The following is a 26,315-nucleotide window of genomic DNA, read 5'->3' on the forward strand; positions in this document are numbered from 1 at the left end:
GGAAAGGCCGTCATGAAACATTATCTGATCGCAGGGCTGGGGGGCGTGCTGGCCGGTGCGCTGTTCACGACCCAGATCGCGGGTCCGCTGGTCGCGCAAGAGACGGGCAGCAACGCCTCGGTCTATGAACAGCTTGAACTGTTCGGCAACGTGTTCGAACGGGTGCGCGCCGACTATGTCGAGGCGCCCGACGACAAGCAGCTGATCGAGGCCGCCATCAACGGCATGCTGACATCGCTTGACCCGCATTCCAGCTTTCTGGCCGCCAACGATTACGAGGACATGCAGACCCAGACCCGCGGCAGCTTCGGCGGGTTGGGGATCGAGGTCAGCCAGGAAGACGGGCTGGTCAAGGTCGTCTCGCCCATCGACGACACGCCGGCGGCGCAGGCGGGGGTGAAATCGGGCGACTTCATCACCCATGTGAACGGCGAATCGCTGATGGGGCTGACGCTGGACGACGCGGTGGACATGATGCGCGGCCCGGTCGGCAGCGAGATCACCGTGACCATCCTGCGCGAGGGCGAGACCGAGCCGTTCGACCTGACCATGACTCGCGACACGATCAAGCTGACCGTGGTCAAGACCCGTCTGGAAGGTCATGCCGTCGTGGTCCGCGTCTCGACCTTCAACGACGAGACCTATGACACGCTGAAGGCGGAACTGGACAAGGCCGTGAAGGAGGCTGGCGGGATCGACAAGGTGACGGGCTTCGTGCTGGATCTGCGCAACAATCCGGGCGGCCTGCTGAACCAGGCCATCGAGGTGTCGGACGCGTTTCTTGACGCGGGCGAGATCGTCAGCACGCGCGGCCGCAACACCGAGGACAGCGAACGCTGGAACGCCGAACCGGGCGATCTGGCGCAGGGCAAGCCGATGGTGGTGCTGACCAATGGCGGTTCTGCCAGCGCCTCGGAAATCGTTGCGGGCGCGTTGCAGGATCACCGCCGCGCCATCGTCGTGGGCGAAAAGACCTTCGGCAAGGGCAGCGTGCAGACGGTGATGCCGGTGACCTCGGACAGCGCCATCCGGCTGACCACGGCGCGCTATTACACGCCCTCGGGCCGGTCGATCCAGGCCTTGGGGATCCAGCCCGACATTCTGGTGTCGCAGCCGCGCCCGCCCGCCAGTGCGGATGAGGACGGCGAGGGCCCGCGCACCGAATCCAGCTTTGGCCGGTCCGAGGCCGATCTGCGCGGCGCGCTGAACAACGATTCGGTCAGCGACGACGAGAAGAAGCAGATGGAGCAGGAGGCGGCCGAGGTCGAGGCCACCGCAAAGCTGCGCGAAGAGGATTATCAGCTGGCCTACGCCGTCGATATTCTCAAGGGCCTGTCCGCGGTCGAGTTCGAGGCCGGGCAGGTGCCGGCCAAGGCCAAGCCGGCGGTGACCGGCGAAGGCTCGGGCGGCGGCGATGCGGGTTCGGCCAACGAGAATGGCTGACGGCGATGCGACCGGACCTGCGGGTCTGCCCTATCGTCCCTGCGCGGGCGTCGTGCTGGTCAATGACAGCGGGCTGGTCTTTGCCGGCCAGCGCCGCGACCGGCCCGGCGCGTGGCAGATGCCGCAAGGCGGGATCGACGCGGGCGAAACCCCGCGTCAGGCGGCCTTGCGCGAACTGGTCGAGGAGACCGGCATCGGCACCGACAAGGTCGAACTGATCGACGAGACCCCGGATTGGGTCTTTTACGACCTGCCGCCGGAACTGGTCGGCAAGGTCTGGAAGGGCAAATACGGCGGCCAGCGGCAGAAATGGATGCTGATGCGGTTTCTGGGCCGGAACGGCGATGTCTGCATCGACACCGATCACCCCGAGTTCGACCGCTGGTGCTGGATCCGCGCCGACGATCTGCTGGACAATATCGTGCCGTTCAAGCGCGACGTCTATCGCCAGGTGATCGCGCAGTTTCGCAGCCATCTGGCCTGACGCGCCCGGCCGTCGCAGGGATGGCTTGTCTGGCGCGATCGGGAACAGGACCGCAGACGGCCGCCCGACGCGGCCGCCTGCCTTGTCCCGTAACCGGTCTCAGCGGCGCAACTGACCCAGAAGGATCGAGGTCGGATAGCCGTCCGGCGCCACCCCGATCGAGCGTTGATAGGCGGCGACCGCCTGCATCGTGCCCGATCCGAACAGCCCGTCGATCTCGTCGTCATAGAACCCCTTGGCGCGCAGACGCTGCTGGATTTCCTTGCGTTCCGCCGTCGACAGCGGGCGGTCGTTGCGCGGCCACGGACCCTGGATGCCCGCACGGCCCGCGATGCGTTCGCCCAGGAACGCGACGCCAAGCGCATAATTGTCCGAATTGTTATAGCGCAGAAGCGAACGGAAATTGTCCAGTATCAGGAAGGCCGGCCCGCGCGCCCCCGCCGGCATGATGATCGAGCCGTTGCCGGCGGGCAGACCGCCCCCGCCGATCCGGCGGACGCCCTGCGCCGCCCATGCGCCGCTGGATTTGCGATTGCCCTTGCCGATCTGGCCCATGGCGAAATTCGCCGGCAGCTGCACCTCGGCGCCCCAGGCCTGACCGCGCTGCCAGCCGTTGCGGGCAAGATAGTTGGCGGTTGAGGCCAGCGCGTCGGTCGGGTCCTCGGACCAGATGTCGCGGCGGCCGTCGCCGGTGAAATCGACGGCGTAATCCAGATACGAGGTCGGCATGAACTGCGTGTGCCCCATCGCGCCCGCCCAGCTTCCCAGCATGTGTTCGGGATCGGTGTCGCCGGCCTGAAGGATGCGCAGCGAGGCGATCAGCTGGTTCTGAAACATCTCGCCCCGGCGGCCGTCATAGGCCAGCGTGGTCAGCGACGGGATGATCTGCATCTTGCCGCGATTGGCGCCGAAATTCGATTCCATCCCCCAGACGGCCAGCACGATCTCGCGCGGGACGCCATAACGCCCCTCGATCGCGGCCAGGGTCTGGCCAAGCTGGGCAGCCTTTTCGCGGCCCGTCTTGATCCGTGCATCCGACACCGCGCTGTCCAGATACAGCCAGACCGGGCGCGAAAACTCGGCCTGCTTGCGGTCCAGCCGGATCACATCGGGGTTATAGCGGGCGATCCGCATGGCACGGTCATAGGTGGCGGCGGACACGCCCGCCGACAAGGCGCGGGGCCGGAAGGATTGCACGAAGCGCTGCAATCCCGCCTCGTCCGCAGGCGCGGCGGCGGGGATCGCGGCCGGCGTCACCGGCGCGCCAAAGGCGCCGGGCGTGCGGTTGGCGGAACCGGCGCACGAGGCCAGGGCGCCGATCAGGGCGGTGGACAGGAAAAAGCGCGAAAATGTCATCTGGATCGCCTGTTATTGACTGCTGGTGATTATGTTTTGAAGAACTGTAGCAGTCGCGATTCCGCTTGGGTAGGGTGATCGCGGCGGGGTTTTGCGCGAAATTCGCGCGCGCCGGCCGCCCTGCGGTCTAATCGCCGCGGCGGGGCGCGGCGTCGTCGTTCGAAAAGGTCTGCATCTGCGCGATGATGACGGCGTTCTCGGCCAAGGCGCGATCCATCAGCGTGCGTTCGTCGTCGTCGATCTCCTGCCCCTCGGCCAGACGTTCCTGCAACGTGCCGTAGCCCGTCACATCCAGCGGCGCCATGCCGGCCTGCTTCAGGATCGCCACCGCCTCGCGCACCGCCTCGGCCTCGTCCCGGCCCGAGGCATAACAGACCAGCGCCGCACCGGTGCAACCCTCGGGCAGCCCGTCGCCCTCTTTCCGGCCAAGTTCGACCAGCAGGGTATAGACATGCATGCGGTGTCTCCTTCTCAGGAATGCAGGGGACGGTGCGGCGGAAGCTGGTGCAGGAGTGGTGGGAAGGGTCGGCGCGGCTGCGGTCGCGGACCCGAACTGGTCGGAGCGAGAGGATTCGAACCTCCGACCCCCTGCTCCCGAAGCAGGTGCGCTACCAGGCTGCGCTACGCTCCGACCGTAGCGGGGCAGGTAGCGCGGGCCGCGCGCGATTGCAAGGGGCTTCGGCCCTTTGCGGGTGACATTTCCGCCGCTGTCGGCGGGGCCGCGGCGCGACGATCCCGCGACGGGACCTTACCGGACGATGCCCAGACCGCCGGCGGAAATCGCGGCCATGTTCAGGATGTCGCTGACGGTCGAGGTGGACGAACAGATCTGGATGGGCTTGGGAACGCCGGACAGGATCGGCCCGATCACCGTCGCCCCGGCCATTTCCTGCAACAGCTTGACCGAGATCGAGGCCGAATGCCGCGCCGGGACCACCAGAACGTTGGCCGGCCCCGTCAGCCGGCTGAACGGATAGCGCGCGGCGGATTCGGCGTTCAGCGCCACGTCCACGGTCATCTCGCCCTCGTATTCGAAATCGGCGCCGCGCCGATCCAGAACGCCCGCGGCCTCGGCCATCTTGACCGCACGTTCGCTGACCGGATAGCCGAAATTCGAAAACGACAGGAACGCGACGCGCGGGTCCATGCCCAGCCCGCGCGCGATGGCGGCGCCGTGGGTGGCGATGTCGGCCAGATCCTCGGCCTCGGGCCATTCATGGACCAGCGTGTCGCCGATCAGCACGATCCGGCCCTTCAGCAGCACGCCGGTGATGCCCACCGCCCCGTCCTGCGGCCGCAAATCGAAAACCTGCCCGATCTGGGCCAGCACATGCGCATTCTTGCGCGTGGCGCCCGTGACCAGCCCGTCGCCATGCCCGTGCGCCAGCATCAGCGCGGCAAAGATGTGACGGTCGCGATTGGCGAGCTTGTGCGCATCCTCGCGGTCGACGCCGCGCCGTTGCAGCCGGCGATAGAGAAAGTCGTGATAGGCCTCCAGATGCCGGCTGTTGCCCGCGTTCACCACGGTCAATTCGCGCGCGGCGTCGCCCAGGCCCGCCGCCTCTAGCGTATCGCGGACATCGCTGTCGCGGCCAACGACCAGGGACTGGCCCATGCCGGTGCGCTGCCAGGCGACGGCGGCGCGCAGCACGCGCGGATCGTCGCCCTCGGCAAAGATCATCCGCGCCTGTTTCTGCCGTGCGCGCACATGGATGCCGCGCAGGATCGCGGCGGTCGGGTCCATCCGCGCCTTCAGCGATTGGGTATATCCCTCCATGTCGATGATCGGGCGGCGGGCGGCGCCGGTGTCCATTCCGGCGCGCGCGACGGCGGGCGGCACGACATGGATCAGCCGCGGATCGAAGGGGGTGGGGATGATATAGTCGCGCCCGAATTGCAGCTTGCGGCCATAGGCCACGCCGACCTCGTCGGGCACATCCTCGCGCGCAAGCCGCGCCAGCGCCTGCGCACAGGCGATCTTCATCTCGTCATTGATCGCACGGGCGTGGATGTCCAGCGCGCCGCGGAACAGATAGGGAAAGCCCAGCACGTTGTTGACCTGGTTGGGATAGTCGCTGCGCCCGGTGGCGACGATCGCATCGGCGCGGACGGCATGCGCCTCTTCGGGGGTGATCTCGGGGTCGGGATTGGCCATGGCGAAAATCACCGGATCGTCGGCCATCGACTGCACCATCGCCTGCGTGACCGCGCCCTTGGCCGACACGCCCAGGAACACGTCGCAGCCGGTCATCGCATCCTCCAGCGTGCGCGCCTCGGTTGCGACGGCGTGGGCGGATTTCCACTGGTTCATGCCCTCGGTCCGGCCCTTGTAGATCACCCCCTTGGTGTCGCACATGATGCAGTTTTCATGCCGCGCGCCCATGGATTTCAGCAGTTCGAGACAGGCGATCCCGGCCGCGCCCGCGCCGTTCAGCACGATGCGCACATCCTCGATCTTCTTGCCCGACAGTTCCAGCGCGTTGATCAGGCCTGCGGCGCAGATCACCGCCGTGCCGTGCTGGTCGTCGTGGAAGACCGGGATGTCCATGACCTCCTTCAGGCGGCTTTCGATGATGAAGCATTCCGGCGCCTTGATGTCTTCCAGGTTGATGCCGCCGAAGGTCGGACCCATCAGCCGGACCGCGTTGATGAATTCCTCGGCGTCCTCGGTGTCCAGCTCGATGTCGATGGCGTTCACGTCGGCGAACCGCTTGAACAGCACCGCCTTGCCCTCCATCACCGGCTTGCTGGCCAGCGCGCCCAGATTGCCCATCCCCAGGATCGCGGTGCCGTTCGAGACGACCGCGACCATGTTGCCCTTGGTGGTATAGTCATAGGCCGTTTCGGGCTGGTCCGCGATCGCCTGCACCGGCACCGCGACGCCGGGGCTGTAGGCCAGCGACAGATCGCGCTGCGTGGTCATCTGGGTCGAGGCGACGATGTCGTATTTCCCCGGCCGCGGCTCCATGTGATAGGCCAGCGCCTCTTCCGGTGTGATCCGGGCGCTGCGGCGTGTCTTGTCGGTCATCTCATCCTCCCCCCGATGCCTTCCTTAGGAATAACGCGGCCGCGGCCACGGCTCAACGCCCGTCGCGGCGCCGGACCGACGCGGCCGCATGCGAGGGTGCATCAGGGCACAAGCGTCAGCGACACCGACATCGTCCGGCCGCCGACCTCGTAATCCGCCGCGATCCTGTGCCCCGGCTGCGCCGGATACAGCTTGCCCAGCGAGCCAAGCGAGATCACGCTGCCGGGCGCCAGATCGAAGCCCCCCTGCTGCACCAGCCACAGCACGACGTCCAGCGGATGGCCCAGCAAGCTGTCGCCGGTGGCGCTGCCGACGGTCTCTCCATCCACTTTCAGATCGACCGTCAGCGCCGCCAGATCGGCGACCGGATCGGGCAGGTCGGACATCGCCAGCGGCGCGCCCATCGCCCCGCGCCACGGCATCACGCCATAGGCGCGCATCGACAGCCCGTCGGGTTTCAGACCCTGTTCCAGCGCCACATCGGGCAGTTCGATGAAGGGACGCAGATCGGACAGCGCGGCCGCCGCCTCGGCGCGGGTGGTGGCCTGCATGATCGCGGAATCGCCGACGGTGACGATCAGATCAGCCTCATAGAGGGGCATTCGGCTGCCGGTCAGCGAGATTTCGGCGCTGTCCGGCAACAGCATCGGCGCAAACAGCGCGCCCGCCACCGGGCCGGGCACCCCGAACGCCTGCTGCGCGGCGGGCGAGGTGAAGCCCACCTTGACCCCCACCGGCGCCCCCAACGCATCGCTCAGCGCCTGCCGATAGGCGGTATAGGCGCAGGCAGCATCGTCGGCGGATGTCACCCCGGGATCGGGCAGCGTCCCGCCCGACAGCCATGCCTGCGCGGCTTCCTTCATCGCCTCGGGCGCGGGACAGTCAGACAGCGCCGGCGTCGCCGACAGCATCAGCGTCAGCGCAATCGCAACATGTTTCATCGGATCCTCCCTGTATCGTCAGAAAGCGATCTTACGCGGATTTCCCGGCTGCGCCAGAAGCGGCTAGATCGAGACCTTGACGAAACTGTCGCGCAGGGCGGCGGACCAGGCGGCGCTCATGTCCATGAAATCGCTATCGCCCTCAAGGATTCGGCGGCGGGCCGAGACCGCGCAGGCGTCCTTTTCGATCACCGCCAGATCCAGCGGCATGCCGACCGACAGGTTCGACCGCAGCGTCGAATCCATCGACAGCAGAACCGCCTTCTGCGCGTCGGCCAGGCTGGTCGCGGGCGTCACCACGCGGTCAAGGATCGGCTTGCCGTATTTGTGTTCGCCGATCTGCAGGAACGGCGTGTCCTCGGTCGCCTCGATGAAATTGCCTTCGGGATAGATCAGGAACATCCGCATGTCGCCGCCCGCGCGCTGGCCGGCGACGATCATGCTGGCCGATGCCTGCTGGCGCAGATCGCGGCACTGGTCTGCGATCTCGCGCCGCGTGCGCGACAGCGTGTCGCCGATGATCGTGGCGACCTGCAACATGGTGGGCGCCTTGAGGATCGAGGTCGTCTCGTCGGCCAGTTCGTTCTCGATGGCCTCGTCAAGCCGCGCCAGCGTGGTCTGCGTCACCGACAGCGACCCGGCCGTCATGATCGCGATCACCCGCTCGGCCGGGTTCTCGAAGAAAAACATCTTGCGATAGCAGGCGATGTTGTCCAGCCCCGCATTGGTGCGGGTGTCGGACAAAAGCACCAGCCCGGCATTCAGTTTCAGACCGACGCAATAGGTCATTGCACGCATATCCCCGGCAAGATCGCGGCCACTCTATGTCTGCCGTCCGGCCGCTGCAATCTCTGCTTCGGCGCGACCGCCGCGGGCGGGGCAGGGGGGTGCTGCCCCCCGTCGCTGACGCGACTCCCCCCGAGGTATTTGTCAAAGAGGGCGAGAATAAGGGCCCTGCCTCGCGCTCTTTCCCAAATACCTGCGGGGGTGAATTGGCCGCAGGCCAAGAGGGGGCCGGCGAGGCCCCTTTTTGCGGCGCCGGATACAGCACGGCCGGCACGATGCCGCTTTCAGCCCTGGCTCTGGCTCTGGCTCTGGAAACTCTCCACCTCATCGACCTGCACCGCGACGTCGAGGTTTTCGACGCCAGCGCCCATGCCGATGCCGCGGATCGGGGCGGCGTCGGGCGCATCCAGCCCCGATCCAAGCCGCACATATCGGTCATCCGGACAGCTTGCATTCGCCGCATCGAACCCGACCCAGCCAAGCGAGCCGACATGGATCTCGGCCCAGGCATGGGCCGCATCCTGCGCTTCGCCGCTGGACGAGGAATGAAGATAACCCGAGACATAGCGGGCCGGCAGATCCTTCATCCGCGCCAGCGCGATCAGCGCGTGGGTGTGGTCCTGGCAGACCCCCTCGCCCTGTTCCAGCGCCTCGGCCGCGGTCGTGCGGGCCTGGGTCACGCCGGGCCGGAAGGCGATGGCGTCGCTGACCGCGTGCGACAGCCTGTGCGCCAGATCCAGCGTATCGTCGCCATGCGCGACCGAATCCGCCAGTTGGCGCAGATTGGCCGCCGGCTCTGTCGCCCGCGTGGTTTGCAGATAGGTCAGCGGATGGATCATCTCGCGATGTCCGCGCAGAACGCCCGCCATGTCGCGCGTCTCGATCCCGCCGCTGCTGATGACGGTGATTTCCTGCGTGGGGCCGCGGACCGTCCACCCTTCGATCCAGTCGCCCGCCCCGTCGCGAAACACCGGGCCGCACATGCCGCCCGCCACCTCGATCTTCCAGTCCTGCGTCTGTTGCCCCTCGAACACCGACGGTTTCAGCCGCAGGCTTTGGACGATGTTCCGGATCGGGCGGTCATAGCGATAGACGGTCCGGTGCGAGATGCGCAATTTCATGGGTCTCACGAGCCTCCCAGAAGGTAATCTTCATGCACCAGCCCCGACACCGCCTCGATCTCGCCGATGAACCAGCTGAGGAATTCGTGCAGCCCCTCGTCGAAGATCGCGTCGATGTCGCGCGCCTGAAGGGCGGCCAGAACCTCGCGCGACTTGTCCCGCGCGGTCGTGGGCACGTTGTCGCCATAGCGTCGGGCGATGCCTTCCAGATGCCACACCGCCTCGTAAAGCGAGGTGATCAGCGATCGCGGGCTTTCGCCGTTCAGGATCAGGAAATCGGCCACCCGGCCGGCCGACACGTCGCCGCCATAGGCCCAGTGAAAGGCGCGATGCGCCGACAGCGCCCGCAGGATCACCTGCCACTGGTAATTGTCCAGACCCGAGCCGACGAACTCGACCCGCGGCAGCAGCACGAAATATTTCACGTCCAGCAGACGTGCCGTCGCATCGGCCCGTTCCAGCCCGTAGCCCAGATGCATGAAGTGCCAGCCATCGTTGCGCAGCTGCGTGGAATTGATCGCCCCGCGCACGGTCGCGGTGCGGCTCAGGATGAAATCCGACAGCGAGGCCGTGTCGACCGCGGATCGCGGCTGGCGTTCGATCTTGCGCAATTCCTGATAGGCGACGTTCAGCGCGTCCCAGGCCGCGCTGGTCAGGGCCGTCCGCACGATCCGACCGCCCTCGCGCGCCTTTTCGATGCAGGACACAACCGATGAGGGGTTGTCGCGGTCGAAGAAAATGAATTCCTCGATCTTCTCCTGCGTGACCTCTCCGTGCTTGCGGGCAAACAGGTTCGATGTGCCCGACGCCTGCAACAGCGAATTCCATTCGTTCTGATAGCCGGCTTCGGTATTGGGCAGCAGGGTGATGCGCTGTCCCACATCCAGCAGCCTGGCTGCGGTTTCGGCGCGTTCCAGATGGCGACCCATCCAGAACAGGTTCGAGGCGGTGCGGCTGAGCATCTGGTCTTTCCCCTATTCCGACAGGACCCAAGTGTCCTTGACGCCCCCGCCCTGCGACGAATTGACGACCAGCGACCCCTCGCGCAGCGCCACGCGGGTCAGCCCGCCGGGCACCAGTTCGATCCGGTCCCCGCACAGGCAGAACGGGCGCAGATCGACATGGCGCGGCGCGATCCCCTCTTCCACGAAGGTCGGGCAGGTGGACAGCGACAGCGTGGGCTGGGCAATGTAGTTGCCGGGGTTGGCCTCGATCTTCTTGCGGAAATCCTCGATCTCCTGCTTGCTGGCCTTGGGGCCGACCAGCATCCCGTAACCGCCCGAGCCGTGGACCTCTTTCACCACCAGATCGGGCAGATTCGCCATGACGTGCCGGTAATCGTCGTCCTTCCACAGCGTCCAGGTCTGGACGTTCTGCAACAGCGGCTCCTCGCCCAGATAGAAACGGATCATCTCGGGGACGAAGGTATAGATCGCCTTGTCGTCGGCCACGCCCGCGCCGGGGGCCGAACAGATCGACACGCCGCCCGAGCGATACACATCCATCAGCCCGGGCACGCCCAGCATCGAATCGGGGCGGAAACACAGCGGGTCCAGAAACAGGTCGTCGATCCGCCGATAGATCACGTCGACGCGTTTGGGACCCTGCGTCGTGCGCATGAAGACGAATTCGCCGTCCACGAACAGATCCGCGCCCTCGACCAGCTCCACCCCCATCAGGTTGGCCAGAAAGCTGTGTTCGTAATAGGCACTGTTGAAATGGCCGGGCGTCAGGATCACGCAGGTCGGGCGGTCGTTGCATTTCGGCGGCGCGACCGATTCCAGCGTGCGGCGCAGAAGATCGGGATACTGGTCCACCGGCTCGATCCGGTTGTGGCGGAACAGTTGCGGAAACATCCGCATCATGATCTCGCGGTTTTCCAGCATATAGCTGACGCCCGAGGGCGTGCGGCAATTATCCTCGAGCACGAAGAATTCGTCCTGGGCGGTGCGGACCAGGTCGATGCCGATGATGTGGGAATAGACGCCGCGCGGCGGCACCACGCCGACCACCGCCTTCTCATAGGCATCGTTGCGATAGACCAGACGTGCCGGAATACGGCCCGCGCGCAGGATCTCTCCGCGGCCATAGACATCGCGCAGAAAGGCGTTCAGCGCCCGCGCGCGCTGCTTGATGCCGCGTTCCAGCTTGCGCCATTCGGCCGGCTCGAAGACACGCGGCATCATGTCGAACGGGATCAGCCGGTCGGGATCGGCGTTCTCGCCATAGACTGCGAAGGTGATGCCGATCCGGCGGAACAGATCCTCGGCCTCGGCCTGTTTCATCTGGCGAAAGTCGGCGGGCATCGTGTCGACCCAGTCGCGCAGCCGCGCATAGGGGTCCCGGACGCGGTCGCCCTCGAACATCTCGTTATAGCAATCCATGGTTCCCCTGTGCAGGATTTCGACCCCGAAGCGGGCGTGTCATCGTTCTGCAACCGGCGTTCGGATCGCGACCCGGCCGTGCGACGTGCACAGGGGAACGGGGCGCCGGGCGGGAAAGTTCCGCATGCCGGCGCGCGTGTGCGCCTGCCGGGGTCAGACCAGTTCGATCGCGATGGCCGTTCCCTCGCCGCCGCCGATGCAGATCGCGGCGACGCCGCGTGTGCCGCCGCGCGCCTTCAGCGCATGGATCAGCGTCACGATGATGCGCGCCCCCGACGCCCCGATCGGATGGCCTAGCGCGCAGGCGCCGCCATTCACGTTCACCTGCGCATGATCCAGCCCCATCCGCGCCATGAAGGCCATCGGCACGACCGCGAACGCCTCGTTCACCTCCCACAGATCGACGCTGTCCCTGGCCCAGCCGACCCGGTCCAGCAGCTTTTCCGCCGCCGGAACCGGCGCGGTCGGAAACTGGCCGGGCGCCTGCGCGTGGCTGGCGTGACCCACGATCCGGGCCAAAGCGCCCTCGCGCGCGGACCCGATCACCAGCGCCGCCGCCCCGTCCGAGATCGAGCTTGAATTGGCCGCCGTCACGGTGCCGTCCTTGCGGAAGGCGGGTTTCAGCTGCGGGATCTTGTCGGGCCGGGCGTTGCCGGGCTGTTCGTCGGTCTCGACGACCGTCTCGCCCTTGCGGGTCGTGACCGTGACCGGCGCGATTTCATCGGCGAACCCGCCCGAGGCAATGGCATCGGTGGCGCGCGACAGGCTGGTCCGCGCATAATCGTCCTGCGCCTCGCGGGTAAAGGCGAATTCGGCCGCGCAATCCTCGGCGAAGGTGCCCATCAGGCGCCCCTTGTCATAGGCGTCCTCGAGCCCGTCAAGAAACATGTGATCCAGCGCCTGCGCATGGCCCAGCCGCGCGCCGGACCGCATCTTCGGCAGCAGATAGGGCGCGTTGGACATGCTTTCCATGCCGCCCGCGACGACCAGACCGGCGCTGCCGGCGCGGATCGCATCGGCGGCCATCATCGCCGCCTGCATCCCCGATCCGCACATCTTGTTCAGCGTCGTGGCGGGCACGGCAGCCGGCAGACCGGCCGCGAACCCCGCCTGCCGCGCCGGGGCCTGACCCTGACCGGCGGGCAGCACGCAGCCCATCAGCAGCGCATCGACCGCGTCCGGCGCGCGGCCCGCCCGTTCCAGCGCCGCGCGAATCGCGACGCCGCCCAGATCGGCCGCGCTCTGCGACGACAGCGCGCCCTGCAATCCCCCCATCGGCGTGCGCGCCGCACCAAGAATATAGACGTCTTGCATGTTCGGACCCTTCCCGGTTGTCTGCTGACCCGCTTACCGGATCGTAACCTTTTGCGTCTAGTCCAGAGATCAGCGAACGCAGATCAAGGACATGACATGCAGCTGACCGTCAGCGACACCGGCGCCCATCTGGTCATCACGGTGAACGAACCCCGGATCGACGCGGCCATCGCCACCCGCTTTCGCGACAAGCTGCGCGACATCGTCATCAAGCACCGCAAACCGGTCGAGATCGAGATGCGGGCGGTCGATTTCATGGACAGTTCCGGCCTTGGCGCCATGATCGCCCTGCGCAAGGTGCTGCCCGACGGGATGCCGATGATCCTGCGCGGCCTGACCCCCAATGTCGAGCGTGTGTTCCGCCTGACGCGCATGGACACGGTGTTCGACATCCGCCCCCTGACAGAAAGCGAGGAGCAACGGGAATGACCTCGACCGAACGGCAGAATGCCGGGCTGAACGCGCGCGCCGCGACGCGCACGCAGCCGATGTTTCACCGCGTGCTGACGGCCAGCCCCGACGCGGTGCGGGGCGCGCTGATCGACATCAGGGCGCGGTTCCGCACCGAGATCGGCGAAGACACGCTGGGCCGGCTGGAACTGGTCCTGGCCGAGGTGATGAACAACGTCACCGAACACGCGGCCATTCCCGCGGGACATATCCGCCCGCCCTCGATCCATATCAGCATCGTGCGCCACGATACCGGGCTGGCCTGCGCGATCACCGATGACGGCGTGTCCCTGCCGGCCGCGTGCATCCTGCCGCGCAGCCTGCCCGTCATCGACCCGCAGGATCTGCCCGAAGGCGGGTTCGGCTGGTATCTGATCCAGGATCTGACGCAGGCCCTGTGCTATTACCGCGAAGGGCCGCGCAACTTTCTGGCCTTCAGCGTGCCCTTCACCGACGGCGCGGAACGCTGACGCCTAGTTCAGGCTGACCGCCAGCGGATAGCGGCCATCGGCGAAATCGCCGAACATGTCCTGCACGTCGGGATGTTCCAAAGGCTCGCCCGAGGCGTCGGGAACCAGGTTCTGTTCGGACACATAGGCCACGTAATAGGTTGCCTCGGTTTCGGCATAAAGGTGGTAGAACGGCTGATCCTTGTGCGGGCGAACGTCTTCGGGAATCGATTCGTACCATTCCTCGGTATTGGCGAATTCCGGATCGACATCGAAGATCACGCCGCGGAACGGGCGGTCACGGTGACGGACCACCTGACCGAGGCTGAATTTCGCGATGCGGTTCTGTTCCTGCATTGGGGACGTTTCCATGATCGGACAAACCATTCTTCCAGATTGTCGGGCGTTCTAATCCCGTGGGCCGATTCTGTCCACCGGATCGCCGCAATTTGCATGAAACCGCGGCGGATCGCCCGCCTGTGGTCGCCTATTGCTGCCCGGTGCCGCCCGATGTCGCGTCGAACAGGGGCACCGTCGAAATCGACATCTTGGCCGAGCCCTCGGACAGTTCGTTTGCGTGCGCAAGATAGATCAGCACCCGGTTTTCCTCGTCATAGATGCGCTTGACGCGCAGCGACTTGAACACCAGCGACCGGCTTTGGCTGAACACGTCCTCGCCGCTTGCGCCGCGCTTGATCTGATCAAGCGCGATCGGGCCGGTCTGGGCGCACTCGATGGCGCTGTTCGACGGGTCCTCGAACCAGTTTCCCTGGCTCAGCCGATCCAGCATCGACCGGCTGAAATAGGACAGATGACAGGTCACGCCGCCGACTTTCGGATCGCGGATCGCCTCGACCACGATGTCGTTGCCGACCCAGTCCACGCCGACCTTGGCCACCTGTTCGGCGGCGGCGCTTACGGGGAATGTCAGCAGCGCAAGGGCAAGCAGGCGTTTCATCCATCTACTCCGGGATCAGGGGGACACGACCGTCATCGGTCAGAAGATGCACCGCGCCGCCCTCGATCACAACCGCGCAAAGCGGCCGGCCATAGGCGGCGCCGCCGTCAAGGTTCAGCCGGTTGCCATGATGCGTCGCGGTTTGCAGCGCCGTGTGGCCATGCACGATCAGCGGCCCGTGATCGGCATCGCTGTCCAGAAACCCTTTCCGGATCCAGACCAGATCCTGTTCGGACTGATCGCGCAGATCGACCCCCGGCCGGATGCCGGCATGGACGACCAGCCCCTCGGGATGCAGGAACCACAGCGGCAGCGCGGCCAGAAAATCCGCGTGTTCGGCGGGAACCGCCCGGCGCGCCTCGGCCAGCAGCCGGTCGCGCGGCAGGCCGGGGTCCAGCCCATAGGACGCCAGGGTTTCCGCCGCGCCCAGCCCGGGATGATCGACCCAGTGTTCCGCCGATCCCACGCCCGGATCGATCCAGTCAGTTTGGCGCAGGAACGCGGGCAGGAACCGGTCGTGATTGCCGCGCGTGACGATCCAGCGCCGCCCGGCACGCTGCCCCTGCATCAGGTGATCGACGACGCCGCGCGAATCCGGGCCGCGGTCGATCAGATCGCCCACATGCGCAACCGTCGCGTCGCGCCCGCCGTCGCGGAACACCCGCTCATGCGCCGCCTTCAGAAGATCAAGCTGGCCGTGAATATCGCCGATCGCATAAAGCCGCATATCGTGCCTTTTCCTGCCTCAAAGGTCCGAACGCCGCGCCCGGCGTCCGGGGTTGCGCGCCACCCGGTGCGGGGAGGCGCAGGCGTTCTCAGGCCTCGAAGTGCAACCGGCGGGCCTGCAGGAACTTGCCGGTGGCCTGCAACGCCGCCAGCGCCTCGTCGCTGATGGCCTCGTCCAGATACAGGATCGCGATGGCGTCATCGCCGCCGGCCGCGCGGCCAAGGGTAAAGTTCGCGATGTTCACCCCCAGATCGCCCAACGTGCCGCCCAGGGCGCCGATCACGCCCGGCACGTCCTTGTTGCGCGTATACAGCATGTGCTCCCCCACCTCGGCGTCGATATTGATGCCCCGGATCTGGATGAAGCGCGGCTTGCCGTCGCTGAACACCGTCCCCGCGATCGAGCGTTCGCGCTCCGGCGTCACCACCGTGAGCTTGATATAGCCTTCGAACACGCCGGCCTGATCCTGCCGGGTGGTAGAGATCTGGATGCCGCGATCCTTCGCGATGACCGGGGCCGAGACGGTGTTCACGTCCGGATTCGTCGCCTTCATCACCCCCGCGATGACCGAGGCGTTCAGCGCGTTCAGGTTCATGTCCGACACGACACCGTCATACAGGATGTTGATGGCCTTGATCGGCTCGTCCGTCATCTGCCCGACAAAGGCGCCCAGATGGCCCGCCAGCTTGATCCACGGCCCCATGACCGCGGCTTCCTCGGCGGTGACCGACGGCATGTTCAGCGCGTTCTGCACCGCGCCGGTCAGCAGATAATCCGACATCTGTTCGGCCACCTGCAGCGCGACGTTTTCCTGCGCCTCGGTGGTCGATGCGCCCAGATGCGGCGTCACCACCACATTGGGCAGGTTGAACAGCGGGCTGTCGGTCGCCGGCTCGACCGCGAAGACGTCAAAGGCCGCACCTGCCACGCGCCCGTCCTTCAGCGCCTCGGCCAGCGCGTCCTCATCGACCAGCCCGCCGCGGGCGCAGTTGACGATCCGCACGCCCTTTTTCAGCTTTGCGATGGCCTCGCGCGACAGGATGTTGCGGGTCTTGTCGGTCAGCGGCACGTGGAAGGTGATGAAATCCGACTTGGCCAGAAGATCGTCCAGTTCGACCTTGGTCACGCCCATTTCGGTCGCGCGCTCCTCGGACAGGAAGGGGTCATAGGCCAGCACCCGCATATGCAGGCCCAGGGCCCGGTCGATCACGATGCTGCCGATATTTCCCGCGCCGATCACGCCAAGCGTCTTGTTGAACAGCTCGACCCCCATGAAGCGGCTTTTCTCCCACTTGCCGGCATGGGTCGAGACGCTGGCCTCGGGCAATTGCCGCGCAACCGCGAACATCATCGCGATGGCATGTTCGGCCGTGGTGATCGAGTTTCCGAACGGCGTGTTCATCACGATCACGCCCTTCTTGCTGGCGGCGGGAATATCGACATTGTCGACCCCGATCCCGGCGCGCCCGACGACCTTCAGCCGGTCGGCGCGCGCCAGCAGCTTTTGGGTCACCTTCGTCGCCGACCGGATCGCCAGCCCGTCATACTGCCCGATCAGTTCGGCCAGTTTTTCCTTGTCCTTGCCCAGATCGGGCATGTAATCGACCTCGACCCCGCGGTCGCGAAAGATCTGGACGGCGGTTTCCGACAATTTGTCGGACACAAGAACCTTCGGCATGTCATCTGTCCTCATCTGCGGCACCCCCGGCCTCGGCCTGGCGGGCGCACGAATGTCTTTGGCGTGAAAATATCCCGGGGGTCCGGGGGCAGCGCCCCCGGCCGTCGCGGGACGCGATTACTGCGCGGCCAACTCCGCGCGATAGGCCCATTCGATCCACGGCATCAGCGCCGCGACATCGTCCGTCTCGACCGTCGATCCGCACCAGATCCGCAGCCCCGGCGGCGCGTCGCGATAGGCGCCCGCATCCAGCGCGACCCCCTCTTTCTCCAGCCGCCTGGCCACGGCCTTGGCAAAGCTGGCGCCGTCCCTGATCGCCGGATCGGTAAATTTCAGGCAGACGCTGGTGGTCGAGGCGGTGGCCGGATCCTCGGCCAGATCGGCGATCCAGTCCTTGCCGGCGATGAAATCGCGCACGGCGGCGGCATTGGCATCGGCGCGCGCGATCAGCCCGTTCAGCCCGCCGATCTTCTTCGCCCATGTCAGCGCGACCAGGTAATCCTCGACCGCCAGCATCGAGGGGGTGTTGATCGTCTCGCCGCGAAAGATCCCCTCGATCAGCCGGCCGCCCTTGGTCAGCCGAAAAATCTTCGGCAGCGGCCGGTCGGGAACAAAGCTTTCAAGACGCGCGACGGCGCGGGGCGACAGGATCAGCATGCCATGCGCGGCCTCTCCGCCCAGCACCTTCTGCCAGCTGAAGGTCACGACATCCAGCTTGTCCCAGGGCAGTTCCATCGCAAAGGCGGCGCTGGTCGCGTCGCAGATCGTCAGCCCGTCGCGGTCGGCGGGAATCGCATCGCCATCCGGCACCCGCACGCCCGAGGTGGTGCCGTTCCAGGTGAAGACCACGTCCTTGTCGAAATCCACTTCGGCGAAATCGACGATTTGGCCGTAATCGGCCTTGCGGACCGTGGCGTCCAGTTTCAGCTGCTTGACCGCGTCGGTGACCCAGCCTTCGCCAAAGCTTTCCCAGGCCAGCATCTCGACCGGGCGTTCGCCCAGCATCGTCCACATCGCCATCTCGACGGCGCCGGTGTCCGAGGCCGGCACGATGCCGATGCGGTAATCGTCCGGCACGCCCAGAACCTCGCGCGTCAGATCGATCGCCTGGGCCAGCTTCGCCTTGCCGACAGCGGCGCGATGCGAGCGGCCCAGAGGCGCATCGGACAACAGGTTCAGATCATATTCGGGAAACTTGGCACAGGGGCCAGAGGAAAAACGCGGATTGGCCGGCCGCGCGGCCGGGATCGTCGGATCGCTCATGTAACTCAGCCTTCCAGCTAAAAGCCCCTCGTTGGGGAGGGGTGTCCCGCCGCCGGAAATACGCGGACGCCGGCCGCGCTGCAACAGGAAAATGATCGGGTGTGGACGCGCCCTGAGCGCGAACCTGCACCACACGTGCTTGAAAGTCGCGACACCGGCAATCATGATCGCAAGTTCCTGGGCGCGCTGGTGATCCGCGACAGCGCGTGACCGGCGGCATCGCGCGGCAATCGAAGGCAGGCCGGTCATGGATGAGATGAAAGACCTTTTCGCGTCGCTGTTCGACGCCGCCATCCGCGCCGCCGATCCCGGCCCCGCGATGGCGCGGCTGCTGCCCGATCCGCCAAGGGGCCGCACGGTGGTGATCGGTGCCGGCAAGGGATCGGCCTCCATGGCCGCCGCGTTCGAGCGGATGTGGGACGGACCCCTGTCCGGTCTGGTGGTGACGCGATACGGTTACGCCACGCCCTGCCAGCGCATCGAGATCGTCGGGGCCGCCCACCCGGTGCCCGACGGCGCGGGGCTTGAGGCCGCCGCCCGCATGCTGGATCTGGTCGGCGGGCTGGGCTCGGGCGATCTGGTTGTCGCGCTGATTTCGGGCGGCGGCTCGTCGCTGCTGCCGGCACCGCCCGACGGCATGACCTTGCAGGACGAGGCGGCGGTGAATGCCGCGCTGCTGGCCTCGGGCGCGCCGATTTCGGCCATGAACACGGTGCGCAAGCATCTGTCGCGGATCAAGGGCGGCAGGCTGGCGCTGGCGGCCTGGCCCGCGCGCGTGATCACCTATGTGGTGTCCGACATTCCGGGCGACAATCCGGCCTTCGTGGCCTCGGGGCCGACCATCGCCGATCCTTGCGGGCGGCAGGAGGCGCTGGACATCGTGCGCGCCTATGGCATCGCGCTGCCGCAGGCGGCCTTGCGGCATCTGGCACGCGACGATTGTGCCGCCCCCCGGCCCGATGATCCACGGCTTGCGGGCAATGTCGTCCATGTCGTCGCCTCGGCCGCGCAATCGCTTGAGGCGGCGGCGCGCCGGGCCGCCGAACTGGGCATCGACTGCGCGATCCTGTCCGATTCGATCGAGGGCGAGGCGCGGGACGTGGCGCTGGTCCACGCCGCCATCGCGCGCGAGGTCCGGCTGCGCCACCGGCCTTTCCCGCCGCCGATCCTGTTGCTGTCGGGGGGCGAGACGACGGTGACGCTGGCCGACGATGCGGGGCAGGGCGGGCGGAACACCGAATTTCTGCTGGCCTTCGCCATGGCCGTCGAGGGTGTCGCGGGCATCCACGCCTTTGCCGCCGACACCGACGGCATCGACGGGTCCGAGGATAACGCGGGTGCCTTTGCCGATCACGGCTCGGCGGCGCGGATGCGCGCGGCGGGCGTCGATCCGCGCGCGGCGCTGGCGGGGAACCGGTCATGGCGCGCCTTCGATGCCATAGGCGATCTGTTCGTGACCGGCCCGACCGGCACCAATGTCAACGATTTCCGCGCCATCCATATCGGCGGCGACGGGTGATCCGCGCGCGGGATGCAGGCGCCGCCGGCACGGGCGCGGTCGATCAGCCCTGAAGGATCGCGGTCGCCACGCTGAAATAGATCAGCACGCCGACCCCGTCCGAGATCGTCGTCACCAACGGTCCGCTGGCCGTCGCCGGATCGAGGCGCAGACGGCTGAGAAGGAACGGCAGCGACATGCCGACCACGCTGCCGATGATGACCACGATCAGCATCGTCAGACCCACGGTCAGCGCGATCTCGACCCCGCCGCGCATGGCGCCGATGGGGAACACCACCAGCGCCAGCGTCAGCCCCAGGGCCGTGGCGACGGCCAGTTCGCGCAGGATCAGCCGCCGCCAGTCGGCCAGCGCGACATCGCCCGTGGCCAGCGCGCGCACCATCAGCGTGGCCGATTGCGATCCGGCATTGCCGCTGCTGTCGATCAGCAACGGCAGGAAGAAAACCAGCGAGACATAGGCGAGGATCATCTCTTCGAAATAGGCGATGCCCGCGCCGGAAAAGAGATTGCCGAAGATCAGCAGCGCCAGCCAGACGACGCGCCGGGAATACAGCACGCCGATCCCCGCCTCGCGCATGTTCTGGGTGAACGGCATCACGGTCGAGATCCGCTGGAAATCCTCGGTCGTGGCGGCCTGCATCGCGTCGGTGGCGTCGTCATGGGTGACGATGCCCGCCAGCCGGCCGCGTTCGTCCGTGACCGGGATCGCGAGGATGTCGTAATGCGCGATCAGCCGCGCCACCTCTTCCTGGTCGGTGTCGGTGCTGACGCTGACCGGCGAGGGGTCCATGATCTGGCCGATCCGCGTGTCCTCGTCGGCAAGGATCAGGGCGTGCAGCCGGATCGAGCCGATCAGGCGTCCGGCGTCGTCCAGCACGTAGGACCGATAGATGGTCTCGCGGTCCGGTGCCGCGCGACGAAGCTCGGCCAACGCCTCGCGCACGGTCATCTCGGGCTCCAGCACGGCAAAATCCGATGTCATGATCGCGCCGGCCGTGCCTTCGCGGTGGGATGCAAGCCGCAGCAGATCGGCGCGCTGATCCGCTGACAGATGGTCGGCCATGTTCTGCTGGCGGTCGCCCGACAGCAGGTTGAACAGGTCGGCGCGGTCATCGGCATCCATGCGGGCAAAGATCGCCGCCAGATCGGTCGGCGACATCAGCCGTGCCAGTTCCGCCTGCGTCAGCGCCGTCAGCCGGGAAAAGATCTCCGCCTGGCGATCCGGGTCCTGCGCCAGCAGATCCCACAGCGCCTGCGGCGGCGGCAGGCGGTTCAGCGTCGCCGCAAGATCGGCGGGGTGCGCGGGCCGGTCGGCCGGATCGCGCCCGCCCGCATGGTCGTCATTGTCCCGGATGCTGAAATCTGTCATCGCGATTGCAACTTTCGAATACGGAAAACACTCCCGGGCCGAGTTATCCACTCTATTCGGCGAAACGCCAGCCCGCGCGGGCGCGACGCGGGTCGGCACGGTTGCGCGTCTGCGCGGAACGGTCCATATCCGGACGCATCGCCGGTTCTCCGCCCCGGCGGTCAGGACTGTCGGCCGCGCGCGCCGGACGGATGATTTTCGCAGATGACCGGATAAGGAAGCCGTTGCCGTGCCCTCCTCGCAAGATGTGAATGTCCCGATGGATGCCGACGACACGCTTGTCAGCGATGCCGATCGCTGGCGGATCCTTGCGGTCCTGCTGGGCGCCATCTTCATGTCGCTGATCGGGGTCAGCATCGTGAATGTCGCGCTGCCCGCGATCCAGTCCGGCCTGAACGCCGACAATTCCGACGTTCAATGGGTGCTGTCGGGCTATGCGCTGACCTTTGGCGTCGTGCTGGTGGCGGCGGGGCGCGCGGGCGACATCATGGGCCGGGGCGGGCTGTTCCTGATCGGCCTTGCGGTCTTCACCCTGTCCTCGGTCGCGGCGGGGCTGGCGCCGGATGCGCGCTGGCTGAATGCCGCCCGGTTCGTGCAGGGGATCGGGTCGGGCCTGCTGAGCCCGCAGGGGATCGGCATGATCCAGCAATATTTCCGCGGCGACGAACGCGGCCGGGCCTTTGGCTATTTCGGGACGGTGGTCGGGTTCTCGGTCGCGACCGGCCCGGTGCTGGGCGGTTTCCTGATCCAGACCGGCGGCCCGGAACTGGGCTGGCGGCTGACCTTTCTGGTCAATGTGCCCATCGGCATCGTCGCCTTCGTGCTGGGGCTGATGTGGTTTCCGCGCCCGCTGTTCCGCCGCCCGCCCGAATTCGTCGAGGGCCAGACGCCCCGACGCGGGCAAAGGCTGCGCTCGCTGGATCCGATCGGATCGCTGCTGCTGGGGCTGGCGGTGCTGGCGGTGCTGTATCCGTTCATGGAATCGCGCGGCTCGGTCCTGACCTGGGCGTTGCTGCCGGGCGGGTTCCTGCTGGGCGGCGTCTGGATCTGGTGGGAGCGTCGGTACAAACGCCTGGGCCGCAGCCCGATGGTCGATCTGGACATCTTCCGCACCCGCAGCTTCAGCAACGGCACCGCCATCATGACGCTGTATTTCCTGGGCATGACCAGCATCTGGGTCCTGGTGGCGCTGTATGTACAGAACGGCGAGGGCAAGACCGCGCTGGAGGCGGGCATGTTCGGCATTCCCGCCGCGCTGCTGTCGGCCTATGCGGCCAACTGGGCCGGGCACCGCGTGAACCGGTATGGGCGCAAGATCGTGATCGCCGGGCTTGTCCTTGCGCTTGTGGGGCTGGCGGCCAGCATTCTGGTCATCCTGCTGAACGAATGGACCGGGCTCAGCATCTGGTGGCTGATGCTGTCGCTGTCGTTCATCGGCCTTGCGCAGGGGTCCGTCATCAGCCCCAATCAGGCCCTGACGCTGGCCGAGGTGCCGCTGGAATATGCGGGCAGTTCGGGGGCGATCATGCAGACCGGGCAGCGGATCGGAACCTCGGTCGGGATCGCCATGATCACCGCCGCCGTGTTCCTGTCGCTTGAGACCTTGTCGTGGTCGATATCGGTAATCATCGGGTTCGTGCTGATCGCGGCGGTGATCCTTGTCGCGCTGGCGGTGGCGATCAAGGATCAGCACGACCGCCGCAAGGCGCGGCCCGAACCGGACCGCGCCCAGCTGGAACAGGAAGCCGCGCCGGAAAAGCGCGGCTCAACCCCCGATTACAGCGGCGGCCATTACTAGGGGCGGGTTTCGCCGCTGACCGGGTCGATCTTCACCTCCTTGGTGGCTCCGTCATCGGTGTAATATTCGATCTCGTACAGACCGTCGTCCCATTCGATCTCGTCGACATATGCGAAACCGGCCTCCTGCTCGACCGTTTGCAGCAATTCGCTCAGCGCCTTGGCGTCGGCGGGCGGGGGCGAATCGGCCAGTGCGGGCAGGGCGGTCATGGCGGTCAGAAGGGTCGCTTGGGTGATGATACGCATTGTCATTCCTTCGGTTGGGGTGGGAAAGGATTTCGGCGGCGCGTTCGTTCGCCGCCCCTGCGCCCCTCTCTCGGGCGTCGCCATGGCAACGTGATCGCCGGCCGCACGGTTCCTTGTGCAGGCGCGCGCAAACGGCATCAGCCGTTTATCGACGCCGCCCCGCTTTATCGCTAGACTCGATTCGGGCATGGTGGTGTCCGAACCGGGCGGCGGGGCGATGCGCCGGCCGCAAGGGACATCGCACGCAATTCACCACACGATGACGGAGGTTTTCATGTCGGACGAAGATCACACGCAGTACGAGGCCAAGGGTCATTCGACCACCGGATCTGGCGCGCCCGCGCAAAGCGACCGCAACTCGCTGACCATCGGGCCGGACGGTCCGATCGTGCTGCACGACGTGCATTTCCTGGAACAGATGGCGCATTTCAACCGCGAAAAGGTGCCCGAACGCCAGCCTCACGCCAAGGGCGCCGGGGCCTTCGGCACGTTCGAGACGACCGAGGACGTATCGCGATACACCAAGGCGGCCCTGTTCCAGAAGGGCACCAGGACCGAGATGCTGGCGCGGTTTTCCACCGTCGCAGGCGAGATGGGCAGCCCCGATACCTGGCGCGACGTTCGGGGCTTCTCGCTCAAGTTCTATACGTCGGACGGGAACTATGACCTCGTGGGCAACAACACGCCCATCTTCTTCGTGCGCGATCCGATGAAATTCCCGCATTTCATCCGCAGCCAGAAACGCCTGCCGGATTCGGGGCTGCGCGACAACCACATGCAGTGGGATTTCTGGACCAACAATCCCGAAAGCGCCCATCAGGTCACCTATCTGATGGGGGTCCGCGGCCTGCCGCGCACCTGGCGTCACATGAACGGCTATGGCTCGCACACCTATATGTGGGTGAACGCCGACGGAGAGCGGTTCTGGGTGAAATACCATTTCCACACGCAGCAGGGGATGGAGTTCTTCACCAACCAGGAAGCCGCCGAGATGGCCGGCGCCGATGCCGATTTCCACCGCCGCGACCTGTTCGACGCGATCGCGCGTGGCGAACATCCCAGCTGGACGCTGTCGGTGCAGGTGATGCCCTATGAAGAGGCAAAGACCTATCGGATCAACCCGTTCGACCTGACCAAGACCTGGCCGCATCAGGATTATCCGCTGATCGAGGTTGGGCGGATGACGCTGGACCGCAATCCCGACAACTTCTTCGCCCAGATCGAACAGGCCGCGTTCTCTCCGGGCAACACGGTGCCGGGGATCGGGCTGTCGCCCGACAAGATGCTGCTGGGCCGGGCCTTTGCCTATAACGATGCGCAGCGCAACCGCATCGGCACCAATTTCCACCAGCTGCCGGTGAACCAGCCCAAGGTGCCGGTGAACACCTACATGTTCGACGGCCACATGGCCTATCTGCATTCGGGCAACGCGCCGGTCTATGTCCCCAACAGCGGCGACCGTCCCTGGGCCGATGACGAGGGGCCGGTCAATGACGGCTGGGAAGCCGACGGCGCCATGGTGCGCAGCGCCTATACGCTGCGGCCGGACGACGACGATTTCAGCCAGCCCGGCATTCTGGTGCGCGACGTCTTCGACGACGATCAGCGCCAGAAACTGGTCGATCAGGTCGCCGGCAGCCTGATTTCGGGCGTTCGCGAACCCGTGCTGGGCCGGGCGCTGGATTACTGGAAAAGCATCGACGCCGATATCGGCCGCCGCATCGAGGAAAAGGTTCGCCAGGGCGACGCCCCCGAACCCGCCGAAGGCATGGGCGAAGGCTGAGCCGCGACGATGATGGCCCGCCCGCATGTCTGGCCGCTTGCCGACATGCGGGCGGGTCACGTCCGAACGCTTCGGTGCCGGCGGGGCTGAATGACGCGGCTGCTTTCCCTGCACGGCGCAACCTCTCGGTTGCGGCTGTATCGCTGGCAGATCAGGCACGCGGTGCGCATGGTCACGGCCAGCGTGGCAGCCTATGCGCTGGTCTTCGCGCTTGGGCTGGATGTCGATTTCTCGGCCGTCATCACCGCCATCATCGTCACGCAAAGCAATATCGGCGGGTCGTTCCGCATGGCGGTGGAACAGCTTTTCGCCTCGGTCGTCGGGGCGGCGTGCGGGGTGCTGGCCGTGCTTGCCCTGCATCCGCAGGACCCCGTCATCGGCGCCGCCGCACTGGTGCTGGCACTGGTGCCGCTTGCGATCCTGGGGGCGCTGTCGCCGGGCTATCGCATGGCGCCGATCAGCGCGGTGATCGTGCTGCTTGGCGGGCCGGGGCCGGATGCCGAGGTGCTGTCGCAGGGATTCGACCGGGTGCTGGGCGTGGCCATTGGCTGCGGGGCGGGGGTTCTGGTGTCGATGCTGGTCCTGCCCGCCCGCGCATCCCGCGCCGCCGTCACCACGGCGGGCGAGATCGCGCAGCTGATGGCGGATCAGCTGCGGGCGCTGACCTCGGGCGGTTCGGACACGCAGTCGCGGCTGGTGTCACTGTCGGCCGACACGCGCGAAAAGCTGATCCTGCTGTCCGAACTGGTGGATGAGGCCGCGCGCGAACGGCGCATCAGGGTCAGCGCGATCGAGCCGGACGGCCCGCGACTGCTGCGCACGTTGCGCCGCTTGCGCCACGATCTGGATTCGCTGCGCCGCGCCCTGCGCGAGGCGGGCAGCGACGCGCTGCACGAATGCGTCGCCGCGCCGTGGCGGCGCGCCGCAGACGCCGGCGCAGAGACGCTTGACGGGATCGCACGAATTATTGACGGACAGCGTGCAGAGGACGATCTGCCCGATCTGGGCCCGGCGGTGCGCGATTATCTGAACGCGCTGGAAGAGATACGGGTGGGCGGTCTTGCCTTCTCGCTGTCGCCGGCGGCGCTTCGGCGCATGTTCGGCATCGGCTTTGCGCTGGACCAGTTCCGGCGCGATCTGGACGACATGGTCGAGGTCGCGTGCGAGGCGCGCAACCGGCAGCCGCGCCGTCTGATGAAAGGGTGATCCGGCCTATGGC

General features: G+C 66.6%; 24 protein-coding genes and 1 tRNA gene. 8 read left to right on the plus strand and 17 right to left on the minus strand.

The window, feature by feature from the left end; all coding sequences use genetic code 11:
• The first annotated feature begins 12 nt into the window (after positions 1 to 12).
• Both JHW45_RS02145 and JHW45_RS02150 read left to right on the plus strand, forming a co-directional pair.
• Positions 13 to 1,443: a S41 family peptidase gene (locus JHW45_RS02145; protein WP_272859324.1), complete on the plus strand. Its 1,431-nt coding sequence runs from the start codon at positions 13 to 15 to the stop codon at positions 1,441 to 1,443.
• On the plus strand, positions 1,436 to 1,927 hold the full coding sequence (locus JHW45_RS02150) for an RNA pyrophosphohydrolase (RefSeq protein WP_272859325.1): 492 nt from the start codon (positions 1,436 to 1,438) through the stop codon (positions 1,925 to 1,927). The genes JHW45_RS02145 and JHW45_RS02150 overlap by 8 nt, the downstream gene beginning before the upstream one ends.
• Before the next feature lie 99 nt (positions 1,928 to 2,026).
• Here the strand turns inward: JHW45_RS02150 and JHW45_RS02155 are convergent, their stop codons facing one another.
• From JHW45_RS02155 to JHW45_RS02200, 10 genes are all read right to left on the minus strand, one after another.
• A complete protein-coding gene (locus tag JHW45_RS02155; protein WP_272859326.1) occupies positions 2,027 to 3,283 on the minus strand; it encodes a lytic murein transglycosylase in 1,257 nt (418 codons plus the stop codon).
• Between the two features lie 127 nt (positions 3,284 to 3,410).
• The gene (locus tag JHW45_RS02160; RefSeq protein ID WP_272859327.1) at positions 3,411 to 3,740 is read right to left on the minus strand and encodes a hypothetical protein; all 330 of its coding nucleotides are present in this window, start codon (positions 3,738 to 3,740) and stop codon (positions 3,411 to 3,413) included.
• 97 nt (positions 3,741 to 3,837) lie between these two features.
• Positions 3,838 to 3,914: transfer RNA gene (locus tag JHW45_RS02165), tRNA-Pro, on the minus strand.
• Between the two features lie 117 nt (positions 3,915 to 4,031).
• Positions 4,032 to 6,311 (minus strand): NADP-dependent malic enzyme, encoded by a 2,280-nt coding sequence (locus JHW45_RS02170; protein ID WP_272859328.1) that lies wholly within the window; start codon positions 6,309 to 6,311, stop codon positions 4,032 to 4,034.
• Between the two features lie 101 nt (positions 6,312 to 6,412).
• Entirely contained in the window at positions 6,413 to 7,252 is an 840-nt protein-coding gene (locus JHW45_RS02175) for a fumarylacetoacetate hydrolase family protein (RefSeq protein WP_272859329.1), read from the minus strand.
• A 63-nt stretch (positions 7,253 to 7,315) separates the two neighbouring features.
• Positions 7,316 to 8,041, minus strand: coding sequence for a proteasome-type protease (locus JHW45_RS02180; protein ID WP_272859330.1), 726 nt, complete (start codon positions 8,039 to 8,041; stop codon positions 7,316 to 7,318).
• A 281-nt stretch (positions 8,042 to 8,322) separates the two neighbouring features.
• On the minus strand, positions 8,323 to 9,159 hold the full coding sequence (locus JHW45_RS02185) for a transglutaminase family protein (protein WP_272859331.1): 837 nt from the start codon (positions 9,157 to 9,159) through the stop codon (positions 8,323 to 8,325).
• Between the two features lie 5 nt (positions 9,160 to 9,164).
• A complete protein-coding gene (locus JHW45_RS02190) occupies positions 9,165 to 10,121 on the minus strand; it encodes an alpha-E domain-containing protein (protein WP_272859332.1) in 957 nt (318 codons plus the stop codon).
• A gap of 12 nt (positions 10,122 to 10,133) precedes the next feature.
• Positions 10,134 to 11,543, minus strand: coding sequence for a circularly permuted type 2 ATP-grasp protein (locus tag JHW45_RS02195; protein WP_272859333.1), 1,410 nt, complete (start codon positions 11,541 to 11,543; stop codon positions 10,134 to 10,136).
• Positions 11,544 to 11,696: 153 nt separating this feature from the next.
• Positions 11,697 to 12,857, minus strand: coding sequence for an acetyl-CoA C-acyltransferase (locus JHW45_RS02200; RefSeq protein WP_272859334.1), 1,161 nt, complete (start codon positions 12,855 to 12,857; stop codon positions 11,697 to 11,699).
• A 96-nt stretch (positions 12,858 to 12,953) separates the two neighbouring features.
• Between JHW45_RS02200 and JHW45_RS02205 the strand changes: the two genes are divergently transcribed.
• Together JHW45_RS02205 and JHW45_RS02210 are read left to right on the plus strand one after the other, a co-directional pair.
• Positions 12,954 to 13,286, plus strand: coding sequence for an STAS domain-containing protein (locus tag JHW45_RS02205; RefSeq protein WP_272859335.1), 333 nt, complete (start codon positions 12,954 to 12,956; stop codon positions 13,284 to 13,286).
• Positions 13,283 to 13,777, plus strand: a complete 495-nt coding sequence (locus tag JHW45_RS02210) for an ATP-binding protein (protein ID WP_272859336.1) — start codon at positions 13,283 to 13,285, stop codon at positions 13,775 to 13,777. The genes JHW45_RS02205 and JHW45_RS02210 overlap by 4 nt, the downstream gene beginning before the upstream one ends.
• A gap of 3 nt (positions 13,778 to 13,780) precedes the next feature.
• Here JHW45_RS02210 and hspQ read toward each other — a convergent pair whose 3' ends face one another.
• From hspQ to JHW45_RS02235, 5 genes are all read right to left on the minus strand, one after another.
• A complete protein-coding gene (gene hspQ, locus JHW45_RS02215) occupies positions 13,781 to 14,113 on the minus strand; it encodes a heat shock protein HspQ (protein WP_272859337.1) in 333 nt (110 codons plus the stop codon).
• Between the two features lie 130 nt (positions 14,114 to 14,243).
• Positions 14,244 to 14,714: a CreA family protein gene (locus tag JHW45_RS02220; protein ID WP_272859338.1), complete on the minus strand. Its 471-nt coding sequence runs from the start codon at positions 14,712 to 14,714 to the stop codon at positions 14,244 to 14,246.
• 4 nt (positions 14,715 to 14,718) lie between these two features.
• Entirely contained in the window at positions 14,719 to 15,441 is a 723-nt protein-coding gene (locus JHW45_RS02225; RefSeq protein ID WP_272859339.1) for a metallophosphoesterase, read from the minus strand.
• An 88-nt stretch (positions 15,442 to 15,529) separates the two neighbouring features.
• Positions 15,530 to 17,119 (minus strand): phosphoglycerate dehydrogenase, encoded by a 1,590-nt coding sequence (serA, locus tag JHW45_RS02230; RefSeq protein WP_272859340.1) that lies wholly within the window; start codon positions 17,117 to 17,119, stop codon positions 15,530 to 15,532.
• A gap of 117 nt (positions 17,120 to 17,236) precedes the next feature.
• Positions 17,237 to 18,382 carry a phosphoserine transaminase gene (locus JHW45_RS02235; protein WP_272859341.1) on the minus strand — a complete coding sequence of 382 codons (1,146 nt, stop codon included), beginning with the start codon at positions 18,380 to 18,382 and terminating at the stop codon, positions 17,237 to 17,239.
• A 247-nt stretch (positions 18,383 to 18,629) separates the two neighbouring features.
• Here JHW45_RS02235 and JHW45_RS02240 point away from each other — a divergent pair, with 247 nt between their 5' ends.
• Complete coding sequence (locus JHW45_RS02240) at positions 18,630 to 19,901, plus strand: glycerate kinase type-2 family protein (RefSeq protein ID WP_272859342.1); 1,272 nt, start codon at positions 18,630 to 18,632, stop codon at positions 19,899 to 19,901.
• Positions 19,902 to 19,944: 43 nt separating this feature from the next.
• Here the strand turns inward: JHW45_RS02240 and mgtE are convergent, their stop codons facing one another.
• Complete coding sequence (gene mgtE, locus JHW45_RS02245; protein ID WP_272859343.1) at positions 19,945 to 21,270, minus strand: magnesium transporter; 1,326 nt, start codon at positions 21,268 to 21,270, stop codon at positions 19,945 to 19,947.
• 229 nt (positions 21,271 to 21,499) lie between these two features.
• On the opposite strand from mgtE, the gene JHW45_RS02250 reads away from it, so the two are divergent.
• Positions 21,500 to 23,068 carry an MFS transporter gene (locus JHW45_RS02250; RefSeq protein ID WP_272859344.1) on the plus strand — a complete coding sequence of 523 codons (1,569 nt, stop codon included), beginning with the start codon at positions 21,500 to 21,502 and terminating at the stop codon, positions 23,066 to 23,068.
• On the opposite strand, the gene JHW45_RS02255 is transcribed toward JHW45_RS02250, so the two are convergent.
• Complete coding sequence (locus tag JHW45_RS02255; protein WP_272859345.1) at positions 23,065 to 23,313, minus strand: PepSY domain-containing protein; 249 nt, start codon at positions 23,311 to 23,313, stop codon at positions 23,065 to 23,067. The two genes, JHW45_RS02250 and JHW45_RS02255, sit on opposite strands and share 4 nt — an antisense overlap.
• A gap of 274 nt (positions 23,314 to 23,587) precedes the next feature.
• Here JHW45_RS02255 and JHW45_RS02260 point away from each other — a divergent pair, with 274 nt between their 5' ends.
• Both JHW45_RS02260 and JHW45_RS02265 read left to right on the plus strand, forming a co-directional pair.
• A complete protein-coding gene (locus JHW45_RS02260; RefSeq protein WP_272859346.1) occupies positions 23,588 to 25,096 on the plus strand; it encodes a catalase in 1,509 nt (502 codons plus the stop codon).
• Between the two features lie 90 nt (positions 25,097 to 25,186).
• Positions 25,187 to 26,302 (plus strand): FUSC family protein, encoded by a 1,116-nt coding sequence (locus tag JHW45_RS02265; protein WP_272859347.1) that lies wholly within the window; start codon positions 25,187 to 25,189, stop codon positions 26,300 to 26,302.
• The last annotated feature ends 13 nt before the right edge of the window (positions 26,303 to 26,315 follow it).

The sequence above is a fragment of the Paracoccus stylophorae genome (assembly GCF_028553765.1).
GTDB classification, from domain to species: domain Bacteria; phylum Pseudomonadota; class Alphaproteobacteria; order Rhodobacterales; family Rhodobacteraceae; genus Paracoccus; species Paracoccus stylophorae.

Bases quoted from the DNA above. Each gene is read 5' to 3' on its own strand.
- JHW45_RS02145 (WP_272859324.1), top strand. From the start codon at position 13: ATGAAACATTATCTGATCGCAGGGCTGGGGGGCGTGCTGGCCGGTGCG.
- JHW45_RS02150 (WP_272859325.1), top strand. From the start codon at position 1,436: ATGGCTGACGGCGATGCGACCGGACCTGCGGGTCTGCCCTATCGTCCC.
- JHW45_RS02155 (WP_272859326.1), bottom strand. From the start codon at position 3,283: ATGACATTTTCGCGCTTTTTCCTGTCCACCGCCCTGATCGGCGCCCTG.
- JHW45_RS02160 (WP_272859327.1), bottom strand. From the start codon at position 3,740: ATGCATGTCTATACCCTGCTGGTCGAACTTGGCCGGAAAGAGGGCGAC.
- JHW45_RS02170 (WP_272859328.1), bottom strand. From the start codon at position 6,311: ATGACCGACAAGACACGCCGCAGCGCCCGGATCACACCGGAAGAGGCG.
- JHW45_RS02175 (WP_272859329.1), bottom strand. From the start codon at position 7,252: ATGAAACATGTTGCGATTGCGCTGACGCTGATGCTGTCGGCGACGCCG.
- JHW45_RS02180 (WP_272859330.1), bottom strand. From the start codon at position 8,041: ATGACCTATTGCGTCGGTCTGAAACTGAATGCCGGGCTGGTGCTTTTG.
- JHW45_RS02185 (WP_272859331.1), bottom strand. From the start codon at position 9,159: ATGAAATTGCGCATCTCGCACCGGACCGTCTATCGCTATGACCGCCCG.
- JHW45_RS02190 (WP_272859332.1), bottom strand. From the start codon at position 10,121: ATGCTCAGCCGCACCGCCTCGAACCTGTTCTGGATGGGTCGCCATCTG.
- JHW45_RS02195 (WP_272859333.1), bottom strand. From the start codon at position 11,543: ATGGATTGCTATAACGAGATGTTCGAGGGCGACCGCGTCCGGGACCCC.
- JHW45_RS02200 (WP_272859334.1), bottom strand. From the start codon at position 12,857: ATGCAAGACGTCTATATTCTTGGTGCGGCGCGCACGCCGATGGGGGGA.
- JHW45_RS02205 (WP_272859335.1), top strand. From the start codon at position 12,954: ATGCAGCTGACCGTCAGCGACACCGGCGCCCATCTGGTCATCACGGTG.
- JHW45_RS02210 (WP_272859336.1), top strand. From the start codon at position 13,283: ATGACCTCGACCGAACGGCAGAATGCCGGGCTGAACGCGCGCGCCGCG.
- hspQ (WP_272859337.1), bottom strand. From the start codon at position 14,113: ATGCAGGAACAGAACCGCATCGCGAAATTCAGCCTCGGTCAGGTGGTC.
- JHW45_RS02220 (WP_272859338.1), bottom strand. From the start codon at position 14,714: ATGAAACGCCTGCTTGCCCTTGCGCTGCTGACATTCCCCGTAAGCGCC.
- JHW45_RS02225 (WP_272859339.1), bottom strand. From the start codon at position 15,441: ATGCGGCTTTATGCGATCGGCGATATTCACGGCCAGCTTGATCTTCTG.
- serA (WP_272859340.1), bottom strand. From the start codon at position 17,119: ATGCCGAAGGTTCTTGTGTCCGACAAATTGTCGGAAACCGCCGTCCAG.
- JHW45_RS02235 (WP_272859341.1), bottom strand. From the start codon at position 18,382: ATGAGCGATCCGACGATCCCGGCCGCGCGGCCGGCCAATCCGCGTTTT.
- JHW45_RS02240 (WP_272859342.1), top strand. From the start codon at position 18,630: ATGGATGAGATGAAAGACCTTTTCGCGTCGCTGTTCGACGCCGCCATC.
- mgtE (WP_272859343.1), bottom strand. From the start codon at position 21,270: ATGACAGATTTCAGCATCCGGGACAATGACGACCATGCGGGCGGGCGC.
- JHW45_RS02255 (WP_272859345.1), bottom strand. From the start codon at position 23,313: ATGCGTATCATCACCCAAGCGACCCTTCTGACCGCCATGACCGCCCTG.
- JHW45_RS02260 (WP_272859346.1), top strand. From the start codon at position 23,588: ATGTCGGACGAAGATCACACGCAGTACGAGGCCAAGGGTCATTCGACC.
- JHW45_RS02265 (WP_272859347.1), top strand. From the start codon at position 25,187: ATGACGCGGCTGCTTTCCCTGCACGGCGCAACCTCTCGGTTGCGGCTG.